General features: G+C 69.4%; 19 protein-coding genes and 1 tRNA gene. 10 read left to right on the top strand and 10 right to left on the bottom strand.

The genetic code is table 11. The features are described 5' to 3' along the window. Positions 1–10 precede the first annotated feature (10 nt). The 5 genes from ACSDQ9_RS09120 to yczR form a co-directional block, all read right to left on the bottom strand. Positions 11–922 carry a carbohydrate ABC transporter permease gene (locus ACSDQ9_RS09120; protein ID WP_435146225.1) on the bottom strand — a complete coding sequence of 304 codons (912 nt, stop codon included), beginning with the start codon at positions 920–922 and terminating at the stop codon, positions 11–13. Beyond that, positions 919–1,917: a carbohydrate ABC transporter permease gene (locus ACSDQ9_RS09115; protein ID WP_435146223.1), complete on the bottom strand. Its 999-nt coding sequence runs from the start codon at positions 1,915–1,917 to the stop codon at positions 919–921. The genes ACSDQ9_RS09120 and ACSDQ9_RS09115 overlap by 4 nt, the downstream gene beginning before the upstream one ends. Before the next feature lie 4 nt (positions 1,918–1,921). Next, positions 1,922–3,283 (bottom strand): ABC transporter substrate-binding protein, encoded by a 1,362-nt coding sequence (locus ACSDQ9_RS09110; protein ID WP_435146221.1) that lies wholly within the window; start codon positions 3,281–3,283, stop codon positions 1,922–1,924. Then, complete coding sequence (locus tag ACSDQ9_RS09105) at positions 3,280–4,020, bottom strand: helix-turn-helix domain-containing protein (protein WP_435146219.1); 741 nt, start codon at positions 4,018–4,020, stop codon at positions 3,280–3,282. Before ACSDQ9_RS09105 ends, ACSDQ9_RS09110 begins: the two co-directional genes overlap by 4 nt. Positions 4,021–4,464: 444 nt before the next feature. Further along, positions 4,465–5,913, bottom strand: a complete 1,449-nt coding sequence (gene yczR / locus ACSDQ9_RS09100; protein ID WP_435146217.1) for a MocR-like transcription factor YczR — start codon at positions 5,911–5,913, stop codon at positions 4,465–4,467. A gap of 62 nt (positions 5,914–5,975) precedes the next feature. Between yczR and yczE the strand changes: the two genes are divergently transcribed. Further along, complete coding sequence (yczE, locus tag ACSDQ9_RS09095; RefSeq protein ID WP_435146215.1) at positions 5,976–6,665, top strand: membrane protein YczE; 690 nt, start codon at positions 5,976–5,978, stop codon at positions 6,663–6,665. Here the strand turns inward: yczE and ACSDQ9_RS09090 are convergent. Then, on the bottom strand, positions 6,653–6,976 hold the full coding sequence (locus ACSDQ9_RS09090) for a carboxymuconolactone decarboxylase family protein (protein ID WP_435146214.1): 324 nt from the start codon (positions 6,974–6,976) through the stop codon (positions 6,653–6,655). The genes yczE and ACSDQ9_RS09090 overlap by 13 nt on opposite strands. A gap of 109 nt (positions 6,977–7,085) precedes the next feature. Beyond that, a complete protein-coding gene (locus ACSDQ9_RS09085) occupies positions 7,086–7,871 on the bottom strand; it encodes a VIT1/CCC1 transporter family protein (RefSeq protein ID WP_435146212.1) in 786 nt (261 codons plus the stop codon). Positions 7,872–8,091: 220 nt separating this feature from the next. On the opposite strand from ACSDQ9_RS09085, the gene ACSDQ9_RS09080 reads away from it, so the two are divergent. Together ACSDQ9_RS09080 and ACSDQ9_RS09075 are read left to right on the top strand one after the other, a co-directional pair. Continuing rightward, a complete protein-coding gene (locus tag ACSDQ9_RS09080) occupies positions 8,092–8,418 on the top strand; it encodes a YchJ family protein (RefSeq protein ID WP_435146211.1) in 327 nt (108 codons plus the stop codon). Further along, on the top strand, positions 8,415–8,897 hold the full coding sequence (locus ACSDQ9_RS09075) for a hemerythrin domain-containing protein (RefSeq protein WP_435146209.1): 483 nt from the start codon (positions 8,415–8,417) through the stop codon (positions 8,895–8,897). The genes ACSDQ9_RS09080 and ACSDQ9_RS09075 overlap by 4 nt, the downstream gene beginning before the upstream one ends. Positions 8,898–8,999: 102 nt before the next feature. Here ACSDQ9_RS09075 and ACSDQ9_RS09070 read toward each other — a convergent pair. Continuing rightward, positions 9,000–9,075: transfer RNA gene (locus ACSDQ9_RS09070), tRNA-Ala, on the bottom strand. Between the two features lie 160 nt (positions 9,076–9,235). Between ACSDQ9_RS09070 and ACSDQ9_RS09065 the strand changes: the two genes are divergently transcribed. After that, positions 9,236–9,889 carry a GyrI-like domain-containing protein gene (locus ACSDQ9_RS09065; protein WP_435146207.1) on the top strand — a complete coding sequence of 218 codons (654 nt, stop codon included), beginning with the start codon at positions 9,236–9,238 and terminating at the stop codon, positions 9,887–9,889. A 29-nt stretch (positions 9,890–9,918) separates the two neighbouring features. Then, positions 9,919–10,542, top strand: coding sequence for an NAD(P)-dependent oxidoreductase (locus tag ACSDQ9_RS09060; RefSeq protein ID WP_435146205.1), 624 nt, complete (start codon positions 9,919–9,921; stop codon positions 10,540–10,542). A gap of 112 nt (positions 10,543–10,654) precedes the next feature. Here the strand turns inward: ACSDQ9_RS09060 and ACSDQ9_RS09055 are convergent, their stop codons facing one another. Continuing rightward, on the bottom strand, positions 10,655–12,178 hold the full coding sequence (locus ACSDQ9_RS09055; protein ID WP_435146203.1) for an alpha-L-fucosidase: 1,524 nt from the start codon (positions 12,176–12,178) through the stop codon (positions 10,655–10,657). 237 nt (positions 12,179–12,415) lie between these two features. Further along, positions 12,416–12,988 (bottom strand): DinB family protein, encoded by a 573-nt coding sequence (locus tag ACSDQ9_RS09050; protein WP_435146201.1) that lies wholly within the window; start codon positions 12,986–12,988, stop codon positions 12,416–12,418. Positions 12,989–13,228: 240 nt separating this feature from the next. Between ACSDQ9_RS09050 and ACSDQ9_RS09045 the strand changes: the two genes are divergently transcribed. From ACSDQ9_RS09045 to ACSDQ9_RS09025, 5 genes are read left to right on the top strand one after another with little or no spacing between them, the layout of a single operon-like run. After that, complete coding sequence (locus ACSDQ9_RS09045) at positions 13,229–13,648, top strand: DUF5318 family protein (RefSeq protein WP_435146199.1); 420 nt, start codon at positions 13,229–13,231, stop codon at positions 13,646–13,648. Continuing rightward, the gene (locus ACSDQ9_RS09040) at positions 13,641–15,926 is read left to right on the top strand and encodes a transglycosylase domain-containing protein (RefSeq protein WP_435146197.1); all 2,286 of its coding nucleotides are present in this window, start codon (positions 13,641–13,643) and stop codon (positions 15,924–15,926) included. Before ACSDQ9_RS09045 ends, ACSDQ9_RS09040 begins: the two co-directional genes overlap by 8 nt. Continuing rightward, entirely contained in the window at positions 15,923–17,272 is a 1,350-nt protein-coding gene (locus ACSDQ9_RS09035) for a hypothetical protein (RefSeq protein ID WP_435146196.1), read from the top strand. Before ACSDQ9_RS09040 ends, ACSDQ9_RS09035 begins: the two co-directional genes overlap by 4 nt. Next, positions 17,272–18,561: a mannosyltransferase family protein gene (locus ACSDQ9_RS09030; RefSeq protein ID WP_435146194.1), complete on the top strand. Its 1,290-nt coding sequence runs from the start codon at positions 17,272–17,274 to the stop codon at positions 18,559–18,561. Before ACSDQ9_RS09035 ends, ACSDQ9_RS09030 begins: the two co-directional genes overlap by 1 nt. Before the next feature lie 2 nt (positions 18,562–18,563). Beyond that, positions 18,564–19,664, top strand: coding sequence for an SLC13 family permease (locus tag ACSDQ9_RS09025; protein ID WP_435146192.1), 1,101 nt, complete (start codon positions 18,564–18,566; stop codon positions 19,662–19,664). The last annotated feature ends 9 nt before the right edge of the window (positions 19,665–19,673 follow it).

Genomic DNA, 19,673 nt, shown 5'->3' with positions numbered 1-19,673 from the left:
CAGACAACCCTCACCCTCGCAGGCCCGCATGGACCATCGAATCAACGAACTGGCGCTGGAAGACCAGGAACACCAGGAACACCGGCAGCACGGACGACACGGAGGCCGCCATCGCGAGACCGGCAGAAAGGCCGCCGTCGGCGTCGACGAATTGCGTCAACCCCAGGGGCAGCGTGTAGTGCTTGTCGGTCGACAGCATGATCAGCGGCGACTCGTAGTTGTTCCACGAGCCCACGAACTGGATGATCGCCAGCGCCGCGAGGATCGGCCTCGCCAACGGCAGGTAGACGCTCCAGAACACGCGCCATTCGCCGGCACCGTCGATGCGGGCCGCCTCGCCGAGCTCCGACGGCACCCCGACGAAGAACTGCCGCAGCAGGAACGTGCCGAAGACCGTGAAGATGCCCGGCAGGATCAGCGCCCACAGCGTGTTGTAGAGCCCCAGCTGACGGAACAGCATGAACCGGGGGATCAGCAGCAACTGGAACGGAATGATGGTGGTCGCCAGGTAGATCAGGAACGCCTTGTCGCGCCCCTTGAACGACAGCCGAGCGAACGCGTAGCCGGCCATTGAGGCGGTGAGCACGTCGCCGACGACACTGACCGCGGCCACGATGGTCGAGTTGAGGAAGTAGCGGGCGATCGACTTCGACCCCGTCCACACCTCGACGTAGTTCGACCACTGCGGGTCCTTCGGAATCCACTGCACCGGAATCTGGAAGACCTCCAGATTGGTCTTCAGCGAACTCGACACCATCCACGCGAACGGCACCAGGAACAGCAGCCCCAGCGCCCACAGCAGCGCACTGAACACGTAGCGCCGCACCCGCGCCGCCGGACGATTGCGCCGGGGCGTGTGCCAGACCACGTCATCGTTCCGAGCCACGGACGACTCGGGCATCACCTTGGACGAGACACTCACGACGCCATCCCCTTGTCACGCTGGAACCGCCAGAAGGAGCCGGCCAGCACGGCCACGCCGACGAAGCTCAACAGGCCGATGGCGGCCGCATAGCCGAAGCGGTAGAACTGGAAGCCGTTCTGGTACATCAGGTACGGCAGGGTCGTCGATGCCGCCCCCGGCCCGCCCTGGGTGAGGAACGCGATCAACCCGAACCCCTGCGACTGCCCGATCAGCGCGTTGATCAGCAGGAACGTGATCGTGGGCATCAGCGCGGGCACAGTGATCGTCCAGAATCGGCGCCACGCATTGGCGCCGTCGAGCTGGGCGGCCTCGTACAACTCGCTCGGCACCGACTGCAGCGCGGCCACCAGGATCAACGCCTGGAACCCGACCCCACCCCACACGTGAATGATGATCAGCGCGGGAATCACCGTCGACTGCGAGGTCAACCACGCCGGCGGTTCCGACCAGCCCAGCGCCTGCAGGGCGACATTCACCAGGCCGCTGGTCGGGTGCAGCATCAGCAACCACACGAACCCGACGGCGATCTGGTTGGCGATGGTGGGCATGAAGAACACCAGCCGCAGCGGACCTCGTCCGACCACGTCGGAGTTCAGCGCCAACGCCAGCAGCAACCCCAGGATGAGGGTGAGCGGCACGCTCACCCCGCCGTAATAGAGGGTGCGGCCGACGGCGCTCCAGAACTGCTGGCTCGAGAGCAGGTCGGTGAAGTTCTCCAACCCTACGGGCTTGATGCCGCCCAGCCCCGAGACCACGTTCCACGAGGTGAACGCGATCCCGATGGCGAACAGCACCGGCACGGCGGTGAAGCCGATGTAGCCGAGCAGGTTGGGCATCAGGAAGTACCACCCCGCCCGGGTGGAGACCCCACCCGGGCCGAGGTGCGACCGCTGCCCGCGGGCGCCGCCCCGGCCACCCCGGCCGCGACGCCCGGTGGGCTCGGGCGTGAGGTCGGCGGGGGCGTCGTCCGCGATGGTGACGGGTGCCGTCATCGGCTCAGCTCGCCTTGCCGATGGCCGCGTCGGCCTGCTTGGCCAGCTCGTCGATGTAGGAGTCGACCGGACGAGTGCCCAGCAGCACCTCCTGCGAGAGCTGGGTCATGATCTGGGTGATCTGCGCGGCGGCGGCGAACTTGGTGTCGACGATGATCTTGTTCTTGCGCTCGAACAGCATCTTCTTGAAGCTGGCGACGTCGTAGATCTTCTCGGCATCGGCACCCAGCAGCTGCCCGAGCAGCGAGTCGGGGGTCTCGTCGCCGGCCAGGGAGGGCAGGCGCCCGCCCTTGGTCATGTACTTGGCTGCGTTCTTCATCCAGAACTCGATCAGCGCCCAGGCCAGATCGGGGTTCTTGCTCTTGGAGTTGACCGACAGGATGTCGCCGACGGCGCCGGTGTTCCAGCCGTCGTCGGAGGCCGACGGGCCGGGCTGGGGCAGCGCGATCGTCTTGAAGTCGTGCGGGAACTCCTTGAGGTTCGAGATGTAGCGCACCAGGAACAGCTGGCTGGTGATCATGCCGACGCGACCCTGCAGGAACGGCCCCTGCGTGTAGACCTGCAGCTTCTCGGCGAGGATCGTCTTCATGTCCATCGCCGAACCCTCGTTCGACATGTCGAGGTTGCGCTGGATCTCCTGCCGGAAGGCCTCGTTGCGGAAGTTGGACGACTTGCCGTCGGCCGCGTAGTAGGCGTCGGGCCCCAGCGTGGCGCGGGCCGAGGGCGGAGCGTTGAACGAGCCCTTGACGTTGCCTTGGCTGAGCTTCTTGGCGACGTCGCGGTACTCGTCGAAGGACCACGACTCGGGCGGGGTGATGCCGGCCTTCTCGAACATGTCGAGGTTGGCGAGCACCGTGGTGGGGCTGGTCTGCGCGGGAATGCCGTAGACCTTGCCGTCGTGGGTGAAGTTCTGCACCGGGTCGGCGTTGGCGGCGTAGGGGGCGAACTCCTTCACCCCGGCGATCTTGTCGCTCAGGTCGGCCGCCAGCCCGGCGCCGACGCGCTGCGCCAGCAGGGGCATGGAGTAGGTGGTGAACACGTCGATGTCGCTGCCACCCTGCAGGCCCGTGTCGAGCTTCAGGTTGCCCTGGTCGTCGTTCACGAAGCGGGTGTACGTGACGGTCGTGCCAGGGTTGGCCTTCATGAACGCGTCCACCAGTTCCTGGGGGCCGTTCTCGGGCGGCACGCCACCCCACACGTTGATGGAGCCCGACAGCTTGCCGTCCGTCGAGGCGGGCGTCTCATCGGACGAGCACGCCGCCAGCGCGGTGGCGGCCGCGGTGGCCCCGATGCCCGCGAGCAGGGTGCGGCGGGAGAGGGTCGTCAGCTTGGCGGGATCGGGCAGGACGGGATTGGTGGTGATCATCGTTGACCTTTCGGGGTGGTGGTGAGCAGTGCCTCGACGCGACGGCGGGCATCGTGGAGCAGGAAGGCCAGCTCGGTGGGAGTGGCGTGGGGTCGGTCGCCTGAGATGGCGAGAACGGTCGGGTGGACTTCGCCGGAGTTGATCGGAATCGCCCCCGACACGGAGTTCTCGTGCCAGCCGTCGAGCACGAGCACGTCATGTTCGACATGGGCGGTGGCCCAGCCGAGCACCTCGTCCTCGGTGGCGGGAACGGCCTCGTTGGTGCGGTTCCAGCCCCACCGGCGGCGGGACTCGCGCAGGGCGGTGATGGCCTCGTCGCGCGGCAGGTCGACGAGGGCGCGCAGGGCCGCGGACGAGACGTGCAGCGGGAAGCCCCACGCGGTGACGGCGTGCTGGCCGGCACGGGCGCGGCACAGGTAGGTGATCTCGCCGCGGAAGAGCATGGCGAGGTTCACCTGGTAGCCAGGGTGCTCGTCGGCGATCAGCTCGATGGTGCGCTGCAGGCGCACGACCAGCGGAAACTTGGTGACCGACTGGGCAAGGCTGAGCACGCCGTAGTCGGGGAGAAATCCGTGGGTGGTCTTGCGCACGTAGCCGGCGGTGGTGAGGGTCTGCAGCACCCGGGAGGCCGAGCTCTGGTGCATGTCGGTGCGGCGGGCGAGTTCGGTGGCGGTGACGGGGCCGTCGGCCTCGGTGAGCACGCGCAGGATCTCCATGCCCTTGGCCAGGGACTGCACCTGAGGGTCCTGGGTTGCTGGGGAGGTCTGGGTTGCTGGGGCTGATTCGGTTGCTGGGGCTGCCTGGTCTATCCGGTTTGCCCGTTGCCCCCGCCCAGCCCGTGGGGGGGTGTCGTGATCGGCCACTCCGCCGCTCCTTCTCTGTGCGCTGCTCTGCGCGTGATCTGGAATCTAGTATGCGGAGGGCGCATGGGCAAGAGGTTGCCGTGCAGAATCTAGGAACTCTTGTCAGGGGTATGCCCGGAACGGCGCATGCCGAGCGGCTCCGAGCGGGGGAGCGGGGTGGCGCTGGCGCCGGGGCGCGGCGAAAAGTGTGGGAAATGCGCGTCTGAAACGGGGTTCGTTCCCCACACGGGCGACGAACGGCGTTTCGGGCGCGCATTTCCCACGCCGGACGGCCGAACCGACCGAGCCAGCCCAACTCAGACGCAGCGGCCCACACCCTCAGGCGATCAGCACCCTCTGCCGGGGCGACCCCACCGAGCGCCCCGATTCGACCTGCTGCCATGCCTCGTCCAGCCGGTCGACCGCCTGCCGTAGCTGCTCGGCGGGCCTGATCCAGGGAATGCGCACGTAGGAACTCAGCCCGCCGTCCACCGAGAACAGCGGACCCGGCGACACCAGCACGCCGCGGCGTTCGCTCTCGTCCACCAGGTCGAGGGCCACCGGGCGCGGCAGTCGGCACCACAGCGCGAGGCCGCCGCCCGGCACGCGGAACTCCCAGTCGGGCAGGCGTTCGGTGAGGGCCGAGACCAGGGCCCCGCGTTGCTCGTGGAGTCGCTCCCGGTGGGCCTCGGTGATGGCCGCTCGCAGGTCGGGGTCGCGCAGAATCTCGAGCAGCACCAGTTGTTCGAGCACCGGTGCGCCCAGGTCGAGGCTGACCCGCGCCGACATCATCGCGTCGAAGCTGTCGCGGTCGGGAACCCGAATCCAGCCCAGCCGCAGCCCGCCCCAGACCGACTTGCTCGCGGACCCCACCGTCAGCGCGGTCGGCGAGAAGGCCGCGAACGGCGCCGGCATCGGTTGGCCGTCGAGGGCGAGCGCCTGATGGGCCTCGTCCACCACCGCCGTGGTGCGGTGGCGCGCGAGCAGACCCGCGTAGTCGGAGCGCTGGCGCTCGTCCATCAGCAGGCCGGTGGGGTTCTGGAAGTCGGGGATCAGGTAGGCGAGGCGCGGCGTGTCGCGGCGCAGGCGGGAGGCGACGACGTCGAGGTCCCAGTGGTCGGGGTCGACCTCGGCGGCGACCAGCCGGGCGCCGCGCAGCCCCAGCGCCTGGGTGGCGTTCGGGTAGACGGGGGCCTCGACCAGCACCCGCTCGCCGGCGCGGGTGAGCGCGTGGGCGACGATGGCGGTGGCCGCCAGGGCTCCCGGGGTGACCATGATCTGTTCGGGACGAGTGGCCAGTCCCCGCTCGTTGTAGGTGTCGGCGATGGCGGCCTGCAGATCGGGCAGACCGGCGGGGTAGTAGCCCTGGGCCGACAGGTAGGGCGGCAGGGCTGCGGCGGCGCGCTGGTAGGCCTCGGCGAGCCCCGGGGGTGCCGAGGTGGCCGCGCAGGTGAGGTCGATCAGGTCGTCCGCCAGCACGGCGCGGGGCGTGAGCGCACGGTCGAGCAGGCGGGCGCGGCCGCCCGGAATGCGGGTGTAGTGACCCGACCCCTGGCGCGCCGTCGCGAAGCCGGAATCGCGCAGGTGCGCGTAGGCGCGGGTGATGGTGGTGCGGCTCAGTCCGAGGGCGTCCGCGAGCTCGCGTTCGCCGGGCAGCCGGGTCGACGGGGCGATGCGGCCCTCGCCGATCAGCAGTTCGATGCCCCGCGCGACGCCGCGATAGGCGGGGTTGCGTTCGAAGTCTCCGAGCAGATCGGCCACCCGGTGGGCACTGATGAGGGGTCCCATGCAGTCCAGTGTTGCGCAATTGGCTCTTTCGGGGAAGGCCAATCTGGTCGCACTCTTGAGGGGTGACCAAGACCGAGCTCGCCCACCTGACCCCGCTGGAGCAACTGCGCGCCCCCCGATTGGCCCGCCGACTGGTGCAGCTGATGATCGGGCTGGCGCTCTACGGCTTCTCGATGGCGATGATGATCCGCGGCTCGCTGGGGCTCGACCCCTGGGACGTGCTGCATTCCGGGCTCGCGGCGCAACTGCCCTTGTCATTCGGCACGGTGGTGATCATCGTCGGCGCCCTGGTGCTGCTCGGGTGGATTCCCCTGCGCCAGATTCCGGGGCTCGGCACGGTCGCGAACGTGGTGGTGATCGGGCTCGCCACCGACGCCTCGCTCGCGGTGTTGGTCGAGCCCTCCGGGTGGGTCGGACGAGGGCTGATGCTCGCCGGCGGCGTCGTGCTGAACGGACTCGCCGGGGCCCTGTACATCGGGTCGCAGCTCGGCCCCGGGCCCCGCGATGGGCTGATGACCGGACTGGTGCGGCGCACCGGACGATCGGTCCGGCTCGTCCGAACGTCACTGGAGGTGGCCGTGTTGGCGCTCGGGTGGGTGCTCGGTGGGGCGGTCGGCGTGGGGACGGTCGTGTACGCGCTGGCGATCGGTCCGTTGGTGCACGCGATGCTGCCGTGGGCGACGGTCGACGTGAGCGTCGACCGAGGTGGCAGGGAGGCTGCGACCGCTGCTTGTGCGGGTCAGCCCTCGTAAACCTCCTTGGCGAGGCGGAACGCCGCCCACGCCTTGGGCCACCCGGCGTAGAAGGCCGCGTGGGTGAGCACCTCGGCCAACTCGTCGCCGGTGACCCCATTGGCCTTCGCGCGCTGGATGTGATGCTTGAGGGACGAATCGAGCACACCACTGGCCATCAGGGCCGTGACGGTGACGATGCTGCGATCGCGGGCCGACAACTGCTCCTCGCGCGCCCAGACCTGCCCGAAGAGCACGTCGTCGTTGAGCGTCGCGAAGGTGGGCGCGAACTCGCCGAGAACGTCGCGGCCGGCGGTGACCTTGTCTGCCATGGTTTCTCCTCCTGATCAGGGCTTCCCTGAACGCTCGCTCCCCTGAATTCTCGCAGGGGATCGTCCGCTGAGGGAGGTAGGGCGAGGACCCCCCTGCGCTGGGTGCGGGTCAGGAGGTGACGACGCCGAACAGCAGGCCGATGCCGTAGGTCGCGGCCATCGTCACCGACCCCATCACCACGTTGCGGACGACCGCCCGCGCGACCGGGGCCTGGCCGAGCGTGGCGCTGATCCAGCCGGTGAGGAACAGCCCGATCACGACGGCCACGGCGGTGTTCACGATGGCGTTGCCCCACGGCAGCAGCACCATCAGGAACGGAATCAGCGCTCCCACGGTGAAGGCCACGAACGACGAGAACGCCGCCAACCACGGGCTGGTCAGCTCCTCGGGGTCGATGCCCAGTTCGACCTCGGCGTGCGCGGCCAGGGCGTCGTGGGCGGTGAGTTCCTCGGCGACCTGCTGGGCCAACTGCTCCGACAGGCCGCGCTCGCGATACATGCCGGCGAGCTCCGCCAGTTCCTCGTCGGGCATCTCACGCAGCTCGCGGATCTCCTTGGCGATGAGCGCCTGCTCGGTGTCCCGCTGGGTCGACACCGACACGTACTCGCCGCCGGCCATCGAGAACGCACCCGCAACCAGGGCGGCCAGGCCAGCGGTCGCGATGGCCGTGGTGTTGTGGGGGGCGGCGGCCGCGACGCCGACCACGACGCCGGCCACCGAGACGATGCCGTCGTTGGCGCCCAGCACGCCGGCCCGGAGCCAGTTCAGCCGCTGACCCACCGACCCGGTGTCGTGCGGTTCGTGCAGGTGATGGATGGCTGCGTCGACCTCGGCGCGCTCGCGGGAGTGCGCCTGCTTGGGACCTTGGGTGGACGAAGTCTGCGGCTCGGTCATGGTGTCAGCTTCGCACGGGTGGTGGTGAGGTCGGGATGGTGGGTGCCGGTCTGAACTGTCGCTGTGGAAGGGGCAACCGTGGACGAGTCAGCCTGCAGGTGGTGCATCCCGGGCACAAAATGCAGGTCCAGGTGGCCCCATCGGCTGCGAATGGTGCGTGAGTGCAGGAAATGTAGGTGAGCCGGCGGGCGGGTCGGCCCGGTTCAGTGAGACTGGGGGAGTGGATGACGACGGGCCCCCGACCGCCGAGGCGCTGATGCGCTCCCGATTCGCCGCCTTCAAGGCGGGTGACGCGGAGTGGCTGCTGGCCTCGTGGCACCCGTCGACTCGTCCGGACTCCCTCGATCTGACCGACAACCCCACGTGGCGCGGACTGCAGATCATCGACACTGTGGCGGGCGGGGCGGACGACAGCGGCGGCATCGTGGAGTTCCGCGCGACCTACCTGGTGCCGGGGTCGCCTGACATTGGGGTGCAACACGAGCGGTCGCGGTTCGTCCGGGAGGGTGGGCGTTGGTTCTACGTGGTCGAGGAACCGGCCACGTGACCAGAAGACGGTCTGACCGCGAGACGACAAGGCTGATCGCTTGGAGCCATGAACTGCGTCGCGTTCACTCACGCCTCCGCGAGGCCTTGCGCGTCACGCGCGAGGCCGTGCATGCCGGAGAAGCAGCAACGAGCCCAGCCCGTGACCTGCTGCTGTACTGCCACGGATTCTGCACCGCGCTCGATGCCCACCATCGAGGGGAAGACCGCTCGCTGTTCCCCGCCATCGAGGCCGCTCATCCGCACCTCGCGCCCGTCCTACGCTCGCTCGAACGCGACCACTCCATGATCGACTACCTGCTCAACGAGCTGGCCGTGGCGGTGGACCGCGCCGCCCCTGCCGACGAGCTCGATCGTCACCTCGAGGGCATCGGCGCACTGATGGAGAACCACTTCAGATACGAGGAACGGCAACTCCTCACCGTGCTGGAGACGCTTGAGCTGGAGGCCGCCGTCGAGAAGACCCTGGGGCCACTATGACGACGGCCACTATGACGACGAAAGGGCGACGATCCGGCTCGCTGAGCCCTTCGTCGCCCTGACACCAGCACCGGTGTCGACTGTTCCAGTACCTCTGAGAACTGGTGGAGCTAAGGGGACTCGAACCCCTAACCCCCTGCTTGCAAAGCAGGTGCGCTACCAATTGCGCCATAGCCCCTCATCCGGCCCTGCAGCAGCTGCCGACGGACCGACCGCCGAGTCTACCCGCCATCGACAGCGTGCCGCCACTCCCACCCGCACCGCCGCCTTGGGACGATGGGCCCCACCCGTCCCCTCCCCAACCGCAAGTCCCCAGCCATCAGGTCACAGGAGTCGCGATGCCCGCCAAGACCGACCTCAAGCGCACCCTTCCCGACTACACCGCGCCAGCCAGCGACTTCGAGATGGTCACCGTGCCGCCGCGTCGGTACCTCGCCGTCACCGGCTCGGGCGATCCCAACGTCGCACCCGAGTACGCCGACGCCCTCGCCACCCTCTACCCCGCGGCCTACGCCCTCAAGTTCGCGAGCAAGGCGGCGGGCCGCGACTACGTGGTGCCACCCCTGGAGGCCCTGTGGTGGGCCGACGACCTGAGCGTGTTCACCACTGCCCGCGACAAGTCCGCCTGGCAGTGGACCGTGCTGAACCTGGTGCCGGACTGGCTCTCGTCCGACCTTGTCAGCGACGTGCTCGAGCACGTTCGCACCACCAAGCGACCTCCCCTGATGGACCGGCTGCGTCTCGAACCAATCGATGAGGGGCTCTGCGTGCAGACCCTGCATCTCGGCCCCTTCGACGACGAGGCCCCCGTGCTCGACCGCCTGCACCACGAGTTCGTCCCCGCCCACGACCTGCGCCTGACCGGACGCCACCACGAGATCTACTTCTCCGATCCCCGCCGGGTCGCGCCCGAGAAACTTCGGACGATCCTTCGCCAGCCCGTCCTCCGCATCGGAGGGGCCGGAACAAATCCAGCCCCTCAAGACGTTTGAAGGTTGAACTACTTCTGAGAGGACCCCTCATGACCACCACCCCGCTGCGCATCGCCGTCGCAGGCGCTACCGGCTACCTCGGCACCCACCTCGTGGACGAGGCCACCGCCCGCGGCCACCACGTGACCAGCCTCAGCCGGTCGACCGGCGCCGACCTGACCGATCGCGCCACCGCCGAGAAGGTGGTCGACGACCACGACGTCGTGCTGGTGAGCCTGTCGCCGCGCGGTGACATGGAGGGGCGTGTGCGTCCCGCCGTCGCCCAGCTGGCCGAGCTTGCCGCCGACGGTGAGACCCGCCTGGGCGTGGTCGGAGGAGCCGGATCGCTCTACGTCGCCGAGGGTGGCCCGCGTCTGGTCGACACCCCCGAGTTCCCCGACGCCTACAAGGCCGAGTCGCTCGAGATGGCCGACGTGCTCGATGACCTGCGCGCCAACGACACCAAGCTCGACTGGTTCTACATCAGCCCCGCAGCCGGCTTCGGCGGCTTCGCTCCCGGCGAGAAGACCGGCCAGTTCCGCCTCGGTGGCGACGTGCTGCTCTCGGACGAGAAGGGTGAGTCCTTCATCTCCGGCGCCGACCTGGCGATCGCCATCCTCGACGAGGTCGAGAACCGCAAGCACGTGAACCAGCGCTTCACCGCCGCCTACTGATCCTTCAGGCCCGCCGCCACCTGGGGACGCACCTGCGCTGGGCTTTCACCGGCCCAGCGCAGCACCCGGTGACGCGCGGCACGGCACGCTCTCGGCCGTGGACGTGCGTGCCTCAGTGCAGGAAGTCGGTCCGGGGCGGGGTCTCGCGGGCCCGCAGGAACAGCTTTACCACGGCTCGTCCCTTGGTGTGGACGACCAACTCGTCCGCGGTCTGCTCCCAGCGAGGCGCCTCGTCCTCACCGAGCAACGTCACCTCGGCGATCGGATCGGTCAGCAGACCAGCCCTCTTGCCGAAGGACCGGATGCGCACCAGCCCGTCGGTGGGGTCGCCCAGCGGAATGGCGTAGACGTAGCGTCCGGTCACGTGGCTGCGGGAGGTGAACCGCAGGTCGGACCCGGTGAAGACGCGATCGTGGCCGTCGACGAACGATCCGGCCACGACCTCGGTGGGCCCCTCACCCGAGATCACCCACGGACGAGTGCCGTAGATGGCCTCACCGTTGCGCGAGAGCCACGCCCCGATCTCGCGGAGCAGCCGCTGCTCCTGGTCGGCGATGGTGCCGTCGGGCTTGGGGCCGATGTTCAGCAGCAGCACCCCATTCTTCGACACCACGTCGGCCAGCTCGCAGACGAGGTCGTCGGCGCTCTTGTACTCGTGCCCCTCGACCCACCCCCACGCGGTCTTGGACACCGACGTGTCGTTCTGCCACACCACCGGCTGGATCTCGCCCATCGCGCCGCGCTCGATGTCGTAGACCGCGGTGCCGGGCTCGAAGGCCCCCCACTTGAAGTTGATGACCACCTCGCGACCCCACTCGGCCGCCCGGTTGTAGTAGTAGGCGGCCAGCTTCGCCAGGCTCGGCTTGAACGCGGGCTGCTCGATCCACCAGTCGAACCACAGCACCTGCGGCCGGTACCGGTCGATGATCTCCACCGTGCGCAACAGCCAGTCCTCCAGAAACCGCGCCGAGGGCACCGTCTCCTCCCGCTGCGCCGGCCCGTAGAAGTCATGGGTCGCGGGGTCGAGCACGTCCGACGGCGTCTTGGTGCCGCCGTTCATGAAGAACCAGTGCTCCGCACGGTGGGACGAGGCGCCCGGCACCATCCAGGCCTGGTCGACGGCCGCCGTCAGCTCGCCGAAGACGTCGCGCTCGGGACCCATCCGCGCGGCGCTCCACCGCGAACGGGCCGTGTCGTACATCGCGAACCCGTCGTGGTGCTCGGCCACCGGCACCACGAACTGCGCACCCGCCTCGCGGAACAGGGTCGCCCACTGCTGCGGGTCGAAGTCGTGCATGGTGAACGAGGGGATGAAGTCCTTGTAGCCGAACTCGGCCGGCGACCCATACGTCTCGATGTGGTGTTGGTGCTCGCGACTGCCCTCGCAGTACATGCTGCGCGAGTACCACTCGCTTCCGAAGGCGGGCACCGAGTACAGGCCCCAGTGGATGAAGATGCCGAACTTCGCGTCCTCGTACCAGGTGGGCGGCTGGTAGCTCTTCAGGGACTCCCAGCTGTCGGTGTACGGGCCGGCATCGATCACCCGGCGCACCCCGGCCAGGGCTTCGGTGTTGTCGGAGACGTCCACCGGGTCGGGCAGGTCGTCGACGCGCAGGGGCGGCAGGGAGGAGGTCATGGAGGGCCTTCCGGAGGGGTCTGCACCAGCCAACACCATGGCGGACGAGTGAGTGGTGCCACCCGAGCGCTGAGATGTGGCCGGCGGCGGGTGCGTGCGAGATCGGTCGCCGAGGGGCGTTCGTGGCCGTGGGAGGGGAACAACGTGGGCTGGGCGACCGATCCTGCACGGCGCGGGTGGGTGATCAGGGGGGTGGTGGGCGTCGAGCAGTCACATTTGCGTCATCCCATGGCTGGCTTACTCGCCGGTCTCACCGTCCACGGCCTCGCGCAGCAGGTCGGCGTGCCCGTTGTGGCGGGCGTACTCCTCGATCATGTGCGTGAGGATCCACCGCAGCGACACCTGCGCCTGACCACCCCACGCCGGATGAGTGTCGGCCAGCGGCCCGCCCGACTCACCGGACCCCTCACCCGCCAGCAACCCCGCCACCAGCTTCCGCGACCGCACCACCGACTGCTGCCAGATGCCACGCACCTCGTCGGGCTCGTCGGTCAGGGCCGAGGTCCACTCCCAGTTCTCGTCGGACGACCAGTCCACCCCCGCCCACGGCTCCGGCATCGGCTGATGCCCGGCGGTGTGGACGAACCAGAAGTCCTCGACCCACGCCAGGTGCTTGAGCAGCCCGGCCAGCGTCATCGAGGTCGGGTGCAGGGTCGCGCGCAGGCCCGACGCCTGCACACCCTTGGTCTTCCACTCCAGCGTCGCTCGCTGGAAGTCGAGGAACCCGAGCAGGGTCTCGGCCTCTCCCGCGGAGAGCGGCGGTTCGGGTCGACCCTGCTCATCGGTGGTCAGGGGGTCATCGGAGATCATGGCACCCACGGTAAGAGATCCGAAGCACCGCCACCGGGGTCGTGACCTCCCCGCTCCAAAAGTGTTCTGTGACGACCGATGTTGCAAAAATCTTCAACATTGGTCGCCAGCCGACACGTTTGGAGCGGTCGAGCTGGGCAACCGCCCCATCCGGCGCCCGACCACTGCTCCCGACACTAGTGACACTGGAGCGACCCGAGTGGATGCCCGCCCTACCCCAACCGTCCTACTCTTGATCGCATGTGGTCGCGTCGGAACGTCATCTCCCACGCCCTGCAGCGCCGGGCCAGCCTCGAGGCGCTGCGGCGGCCTGCGCGCACCCTGAACGCGCCCGAGGCCTGCGACGCCGAGCCGATCCTGGTGACCAGTGCCCTGCACCACGGCGAAATCAGCGAGACCCCCTGCCCCATCTGCGAGCGCGAGCACCTGCTGAATCTGAACTACACCTTCGGCGACCAGCTGGGCATGTACTCCGGGCGCATCAAGTCGACGGCGGAACTCGACGAGATGCAGAACAATGTGGGCGAGTTCACCGTGCGCGTGGTCGAGGTCTGCCCCGACTGCCGCTGGAACCACCTGATCGAGACCTACACCCTGGGCGACGGCCGCAAGCGTCGTCGCCCCCGCCGCGAGGAAACCGTCGAGGACATCTATGGCTGACCCGAAGTCCCACCGCCGAGCCTCCGGCTCCTCGCGTCGAGCCTCCGGCTCCTCGCGCCGAGCCTCCGGCTCCAAGGCCACCCGCAAGCGCAAGCTCACCTGGAAGCGGGTCGTCGGACGCATCGCCATGGCCACCACCATCGTGGCCTTGGTGCTGGCGATCGTCGCCGTCGTCGGAGCGCTGCTCTTCTACCAGCGCACCACGCTGCCCGACCCCAACAAGGACTTCAACACCAACACGACCTTCGTCAATTACCGCGACGGCAGGACCCGCATCGGCAGTTTCGCCGTGCAGAACCGCACCACGATTCCGTACGACCAGATGAGTCCCCACATCAAGGACGCCGTGGTGGCCGCCGAGAACCGCACCTTCTGGACCGACCGCGGCATCAGCCCCTCGGGCATCGCCCGCAGCGTCGTGCAGATCGTCCGCGGCGGCGAGATCCAGGGCGGCGGGTCGACCATCACCCAGCAGTACATCAAGATCTACTACCTCACCAGCGACCGCACCATGACCCGCAAGTTCCGCGAGCTCGCGCTCGCCGTGAAGATGGGCAAGGAGAAGTCGAAGGAAGAGATCCTGCGCGACTACCTCAACACCATCTACTTCGGACGAGGCGCCTACGGCATCCAGGCCGCCAGTCGGGCCTACTTCAATGTCGACGCGAAAGACCTGACGGTCGAGCAGTCCGCGGTGCTCGCCTCGGTGCTGAACAACCCCAGCCTGTTCGACCCCAGCGAGGGCCCGAACAACTCCAAGCGTCTGCTCGACCGCTACCGCTACGTGCTCGACGGCATGCAGGAGATGGGCAAGATCTCCAAGGCCGAGCACTCCAAGGCCTACGGGCAGCTGCCGGCCTTCCCCGAGATCCCGCTCAATTCCCGCTACGGCGGCACCAAGGGCTACCTGCTCACTGCGGTGCGCGACGAGCTGCTCAACAACGGCTTCACCGACGCCCAGATCTCGGGCGGCGGCCTGAACATCACCACCACCTTCGACGCCACCATGCAGGCCGAGGCCGTCAAGGTCGGTCAGGCCTACCGCGCCAAGGTGGCCGCCGACGCCAGCCCCAAGCAAGACCCGAACAACCTGCACATCGCCATCGCGTCGGTGCAGGTCGGCACCGGCGAGGTGCTGGCCATGTACGGCGGCGACGACTACGTGAAGAACTCCCGCAACTGGGCCACCACCGATCGTCCGGCGGCCTCGACGTTCAAGCCGTACGCGGCGGTCGCGGGCCTGCGCAACGGCTTCTCGCTGCGCTCCCGGCTCAACGGCAACACCTTCACCCCGGCCGGCGACAACTCCACGGTGCGCAACGAGTTCAACGAGCAGTACGGCCAGGTGAGCCTGCTGAAGGCCACCGAGGACTCGATCAACACCGCCTTCGTCGACCTCACCGAGCAGATCCCCAACGGTCCGGTCGCCGTCATCAAGGCCGCCAATGATGCGGGCGTCGCCAAGGGCGCCGGCTGGGATGCCAACAACCGCATCTCGCTGGGCACCGCCGAGGTCAGCCCGCTCGAGCAGGCCGGTGGCTACGCCACCTTCGCCAACGACGGCAAGCAGGTCGCCAACCACGTCGTCGCCAAGGTCACCGACATCGACGGCAAGACCCTCTACGAGAACAAGCCGAAGGCCAAGCAGACCATCGAGCCCGACATCTCCCGCGACATCACCTACGCGTTGCAGTCGGTCGTCAAGCAGGGCACGGGCGGACGAGTGGCCGACCTCGGCTACGACATTGCCGGCAAGACGGGCACCTCGGGCGTCGGCGACGCCATCACCAGCGCCTGGTTCGTGGCTTACACCAAGCAGATCTCGACGTCGGTGATGTTCGTGGCCGGCGACGGCGGCAACGGCGACCTCGACCCCTACAAGCGTCCCGGTGACGGCACCTTCTTCGGCGGCACCTACCCGGCGATGGTCTGGGCCGACTACATGAAGGTGGCGATGAAGGGGCAGAAGAACATCCCGTTCGCCGAGCCTGCCTGGGTGAACAGCGGGTCGTCCAAGGATTCGACGGTGAACCCGTCGAGCGACTCGCCGACCCCCACCCCGACCTCGGACTCCCCGACGCCCACCCCGACCACGGAGTCGCCCAGCCCCACCCCGGAGCAGTCGAGCGCGCCGCCGTCGCAGGCGCCGAGCGAGCCGGCGTCGTCCGCCCCGCCGCAACCCAGTGATCCGACCACCAGCAGCGGTGCGACCACGACCCAGTCGCCGCCCAACCAACCCACCCAGCAGGCGACCTCGAGCGCGACCGCCTCACGATGACGCCCCTGCGTGACTCCCCGTGGGGAGGCGCAGGACGCCACGGTCGTGGCGGCGCCGCCCTGTTCAGCCCGACCCTGGGATGGCTGACCGTCGGCATCGTGGTGTGGTGTGCGGCGATGCTGCACCAGCGCACCTGCGAGACCACGGTCGCCGGTCAGCCGGTGAACGCGATGTTGCGGTTGTGCTACTCCGATCTGCCGATCACCTACCAGAACCAGTTGGCGTCGGGGCACTCGCCGTGGTTCACCGGTGACGGGGGAGCGGCCATCGACCAGCCTCCGCTGACGGGTGCCCTGATGGCTTTGCTGCGCAGCCTGGTGGCGGTCACCCATCCGGTGCGCGAAGGGCTCACCGCCCAGCAGGCGCTCGACGCCGGCAACGACTTCCTGGTGCTGGCCTCGGTGGTGTTCGGGGTCTGCTTCCTGGTGCTGCTGCGCACCCAGCTGGCCACCAGTCGCCTGCTGGGTCGGCCCACCCGCGTGGGCATGGAGGGCCGCGGGCAGGGGTGGACCCTGGCCGCGCTCTGCCTGACCGGCTTCACGGCGGGCATGGTCAGCTGGGAACTGCTCGGCGCCGCCGCGATGATGATCGCCCTGTGGGCGTGGCACGCGCGCCGGTGGTGGCTGTGTGGGATCGCGGCCGGTGCGGCGGTCGGGGCCAGCGGCTTCCTGCTGCCGCTCGTGCTCGTGCTCGCCACCCTGGCGGTCGCCTCCCCGGGAAGGGGCACCCGGCCAGCCGACAGCGGGCGAGCCCACCCCCGCCACGGCCCCGCCCTCGCCGCCGGGGTCGCCGCCGCCATCGTCGTTCTGGTGAACCTGCCCGTTGCCCTGCTGTGGCCAGCCGGCTGGCGCCGCTGGATCATGGCCCAACTGGTGCCCGACCTCGGGCTCGGCGCGATCTGGCAGCAATTGCTCGGTGAGAACAACCCCGCGTCGACGCTGGTGGCCCGCGTGTTGGTGCTGGTCACTGCGCTGCTGGTGGTGGCCGTGCTGCTCGCGGTGGTGCTGGGGGTCGTGGAGGCCCGACCCGAGCAGCTGATGCTGGTGGTGCTGGGCATCACCGTCGTGCTGGCCCCCACCTATGCTCCGCAGCAGGCCCTGCTGCTGGTGCCGCTGGCGGCCCTGTGTCGTCCGCAGGGCTGGGTGGCCGTGCTGGCCGCCGCCGAGGCCCTGTACTGGGGGGCGGTCTGGGCCTACCTCAACGGATCGCTGCGGTTCGGCCCGCGCGGCGGCGAGACGCCCTACGCGCTGACCATCATCGTCCGCGTGACGGTGGTGCTGATCACGGTGCTGTCGGTGGCCCTGGAATGCTGGCGGTCCCGTCGTCCGCGTGGGGTGACGACCTGATGACTGCCGCGACCAATCATGGCGCCGATCGTGCCGCCACGCGGGGCCGGGGCGCCGCCCGCTCTCTGGCCGAACGGCGACTGCTGGCCCAGGTGTGGGCCGCCTCGCGGCTGTTCCTGCTGGTGGTGCTGCTGGTGGTGATCACCCAGGAGCCCCGCCGGTTCCGCGATGCGCTCGGCAACTGGGACGTGCAGCACTACCTCACCGTCGCCCGCGACGGCTACGCCGACCCGAAAGAGATGGCCTTCTTCCCCGGCCTGCCCGCCGTGCTGCGGTTGTTCGAGGCGGTGCACGTGCCCATGTGGCTCACCGGCGCGGTGCTCGCCATCGTCTGCTCGGCGCTGGCGGCCGGGGCCCTGTACCGCATCGCCGGCCCCGCGTCGTCGTCGAGCACGGGCCCGGGCGGGCTGGTCGCCGCCGGACTGTGGCTGGTCGCCCCCACGGCGGTCTTCACGACCGTGGCCTACACCGAGGCGCCGTTCTGCGCCGCCGCGTTCTGGGCCTGGGAACGGGCCAGACGGGGGCGCTGGGCCGAGGCTGCCCTGCTGGCCACCGTGGCCTGCAGTTTCCGGGTGTCGGGCCTGTTCCTGGTGGGCGCGCTGCTGGTGCTGGCCCTGGTCGGCGATGGCCCCCACTCCGCTCCGCACGCCGGCCGATCGTCAGGCCGTCGGGGCGGGCGCGGTCGGGTCGGCACCGGTCTGCCGCCGCTGACCGTCAGGCTGCGCCACGCGGCCTGGCTGCTCGTGCCGGCGGCCGCCCTGCTCGCCTGGACCTGGTACCTGCACGGTCTCACCGGCTCGTGGACAGCCTGGTTCGATGCCCAGAAGGAGGGCTGGGGACGAGGCCTGCACACGCCGCGGGAGTCGTGGGAGGCCACCTGGCGGGCGGCCCAGCCGTCGTCGTGGCCGGATCGTCCGCGGGTGGCGTGGGTGTTCACGGCCGAGATCGTGTCGATGGCGGTCGGCCTGGCCACCACGGTGATCTGCCTGCTGAGGCGTCGGTGGGCGTCGGCCAGTTGGGTGGCCGTGATGCTGGTCGCCTTCGGCACCTCGGTGTGGTGGATGTCGATCAGCCGCGCCGCCCTGCTGTGGTTCCCGACCTTCGTGCTGGTCGGTGAGTTCGCCGCCTGGGCCACCCGCGGACGAGCCACCTCCGGACGCTCCGCCTCCTCACGATCGAGCTGGTTCCGCGCCGCCGGGCAGGTACTCGTGGCGCTGCTGTTTGCCGCGTGTCTGGTCGCGAATGCCGTCTGGGCGTGGTTGTTCTTCCGCGGCGACTGGGCTGGCTGACCGTGACCGACCTGCTGATCCGGATCGCCCCCGTGGTCGGATTCCTGCTGGCCCTGACCATCGTCGCCGAGGTCGCCGATCGGGCCGGGGTCTTCGACGTCGCGGGCCACTGGGCCGCCCGAGCGGCCCGGGGGAGTGTGCTGCGACTGTGGCTGTTGGTGGTGCTGCTGGCCACCTGCTCGACCATCGTGCTCAGTCTCGACACCACCGCTGTGCTGCTCACCCCGGTGGTGCTCGCCATCACCCGGGCCGCCGGTCTCGACCGCCGCCTGTTCGCCCTGACCACGGTGTGGTTGGCCAACACCGCCTCGCTGCTGCTGCCGGTGTCGAACCTCACCAATCTGCTGGCCCTGCACCACGTGCAGCGGCTGCCCGGCGCCCCCCACTACGTGGCCCTGATGTGGCGCCCCGCGCTCGCCTGCGTGCTCGCGACGGTCGTGGTGGCCGGGCTGCTGCACGCCCGTGACCTCACCGGACGATTCACCACCACCGAGCCGTCGCTGCCCCACGACCGGGTGCTGCTGGTGATCGCGTCGTCCGTCTGCGTGGCGCTGGCGCCGCTGTTCGTGGTGGGCATCGCGCCGGTCATTCCCGCCGGGGTGGCCGCCGTCGTGCTGGTGGCGACGCTGGCGTGGCGCGATCGCGCGTCGGTGCGCACGCTGACGATTCCCTGGCTGACGATCGCCGGCGTGGTCGTGCTGTTCGTGCTGGTCGACCTCGCCGGCCGCCACGGGTTGACCGGGGTGCTCGCCCACCTGACCGGACGAGGCGCTCACCCTTCCGATCTGGTGGGACTGGGCGGTCTGGTGCCATCAGGCGACCTGCTGCGCTTCGCGGGTGTGGCGGCGCTGATCGCCAACCTCGGCAACAACCTGCCCGGCTACCTCGCCCTGGAACGGCTGGCGGGATCGTCCGAGCGTTTCGCCTCGCTGCTGGTGGGCGTCAATGCCGGCTCGATCGTCACGCTGTGGGGGTCGGTCGCCACCCTGCTGTGGCGCGACCGCTGTCGCCGCGCCGGTGCGGTCGTGCCCTGGCGCACCCACCTGTGGCAGAGCGCCCTGGTGGCGATCGCCTGTGTGGTGGCCGGCGTGCTGGCCATCTGACCAGCCCCC

This window comes from Aestuariimicrobium soli, assembly GCF_051192575.1.
Classification (GTDB): Bacteria; Actinomycetota; Actinomycetes; order Propionibacteriales; family Propionibacteriaceae; genus Aestuariimicrobium; species Aestuariimicrobium soli.
Note: the sequence above shows the minus strand (reverse complement) of the source record. Positions and strands in the feature narration are given on the sequence as shown.

Coding starts and splice junctions, on each gene's coding strand:
- ACSDQ9_RS09115 (WP_435146223.1), bottom strand. CDS start 1,917: ATGACGGCACCCGTCACCATCGCGGACGACGCCCCCGCCGACCTCACG.
- ACSDQ9_RS09110 (WP_435146221.1), bottom strand. CDS start 3,283: ATGATCACCACCAATCCCGTCCTGCCCGATCCCGCCAAGCTGACGACC.
- yczR (WP_435146217.1), bottom strand. CDS start 5,913: ATGGGACCCCTCATCAGTGCCCACCGGGTGGCCGATCTGCTCGGAGAC.
- ACSDQ9_RS09090 (WP_435146214.1), bottom strand. CDS start 6,976: ATGGCAGACAAGGTCACCGCCGGCCGCGACGTTCTCGGCGAGTTCGCG.
- ACSDQ9_RS09085 (WP_435146212.1), bottom strand. CDS start 7,871: ATGACCGAGCCGCAGACTTCGTCCACCCAAGGTCCCAAGCAGGCGCAC.
- ACSDQ9_RS09065 (WP_435146207.1), top strand. CDS start 9,236: ATGCCCGCCAAGACCGACCTCAAGCGCACCCTTCCCGACTACACCGCG.
- ACSDQ9_RS09060 (WP_435146205.1), top strand. CDS start 9,919: ATGACCACCACCCCGCTGCGCATCGCCGTCGCAGGCGCTACCGGCTAC.
- ACSDQ9_RS09055 (WP_435146203.1), bottom strand. CDS start 12,178: ATGACCTCCTCCCTGCCGCCCCTGCGCGTCGACGACCTGCCCGACCCG.
- ACSDQ9_RS09050 (WP_435146201.1), bottom strand. CDS start 12,988: ATGATCTCCGATGACCCCCTGACCACCGATGAGCAGGGTCGACCCGAA.
- ACSDQ9_RS09045 (WP_435146199.1), top strand. CDS start 13,229: ATGTGGTCGCGTCGGAACGTCATCTCCCACGCCCTGCAGCGCCGGGCC.
- ACSDQ9_RS09040 (WP_435146197.1), top strand. CDS start 13,641: ATGGCTGACCCGAAGTCCCACCGCCGAGCCTCCGGCTCCTCGCGTCGA.
- ACSDQ9_RS09035 (WP_435146196.1), top strand. CDS start 15,923: ATGACGCCCCTGCGTGACTCCCCGTGGGGAGGCGCAGGACGCCACGGT.
- ACSDQ9_RS09030 (WP_435146194.1), top strand. CDS start 17,272: ATGACTGCCGCGACCAATCATGGCGCCGATCGTGCCGCCACGCGGGGC.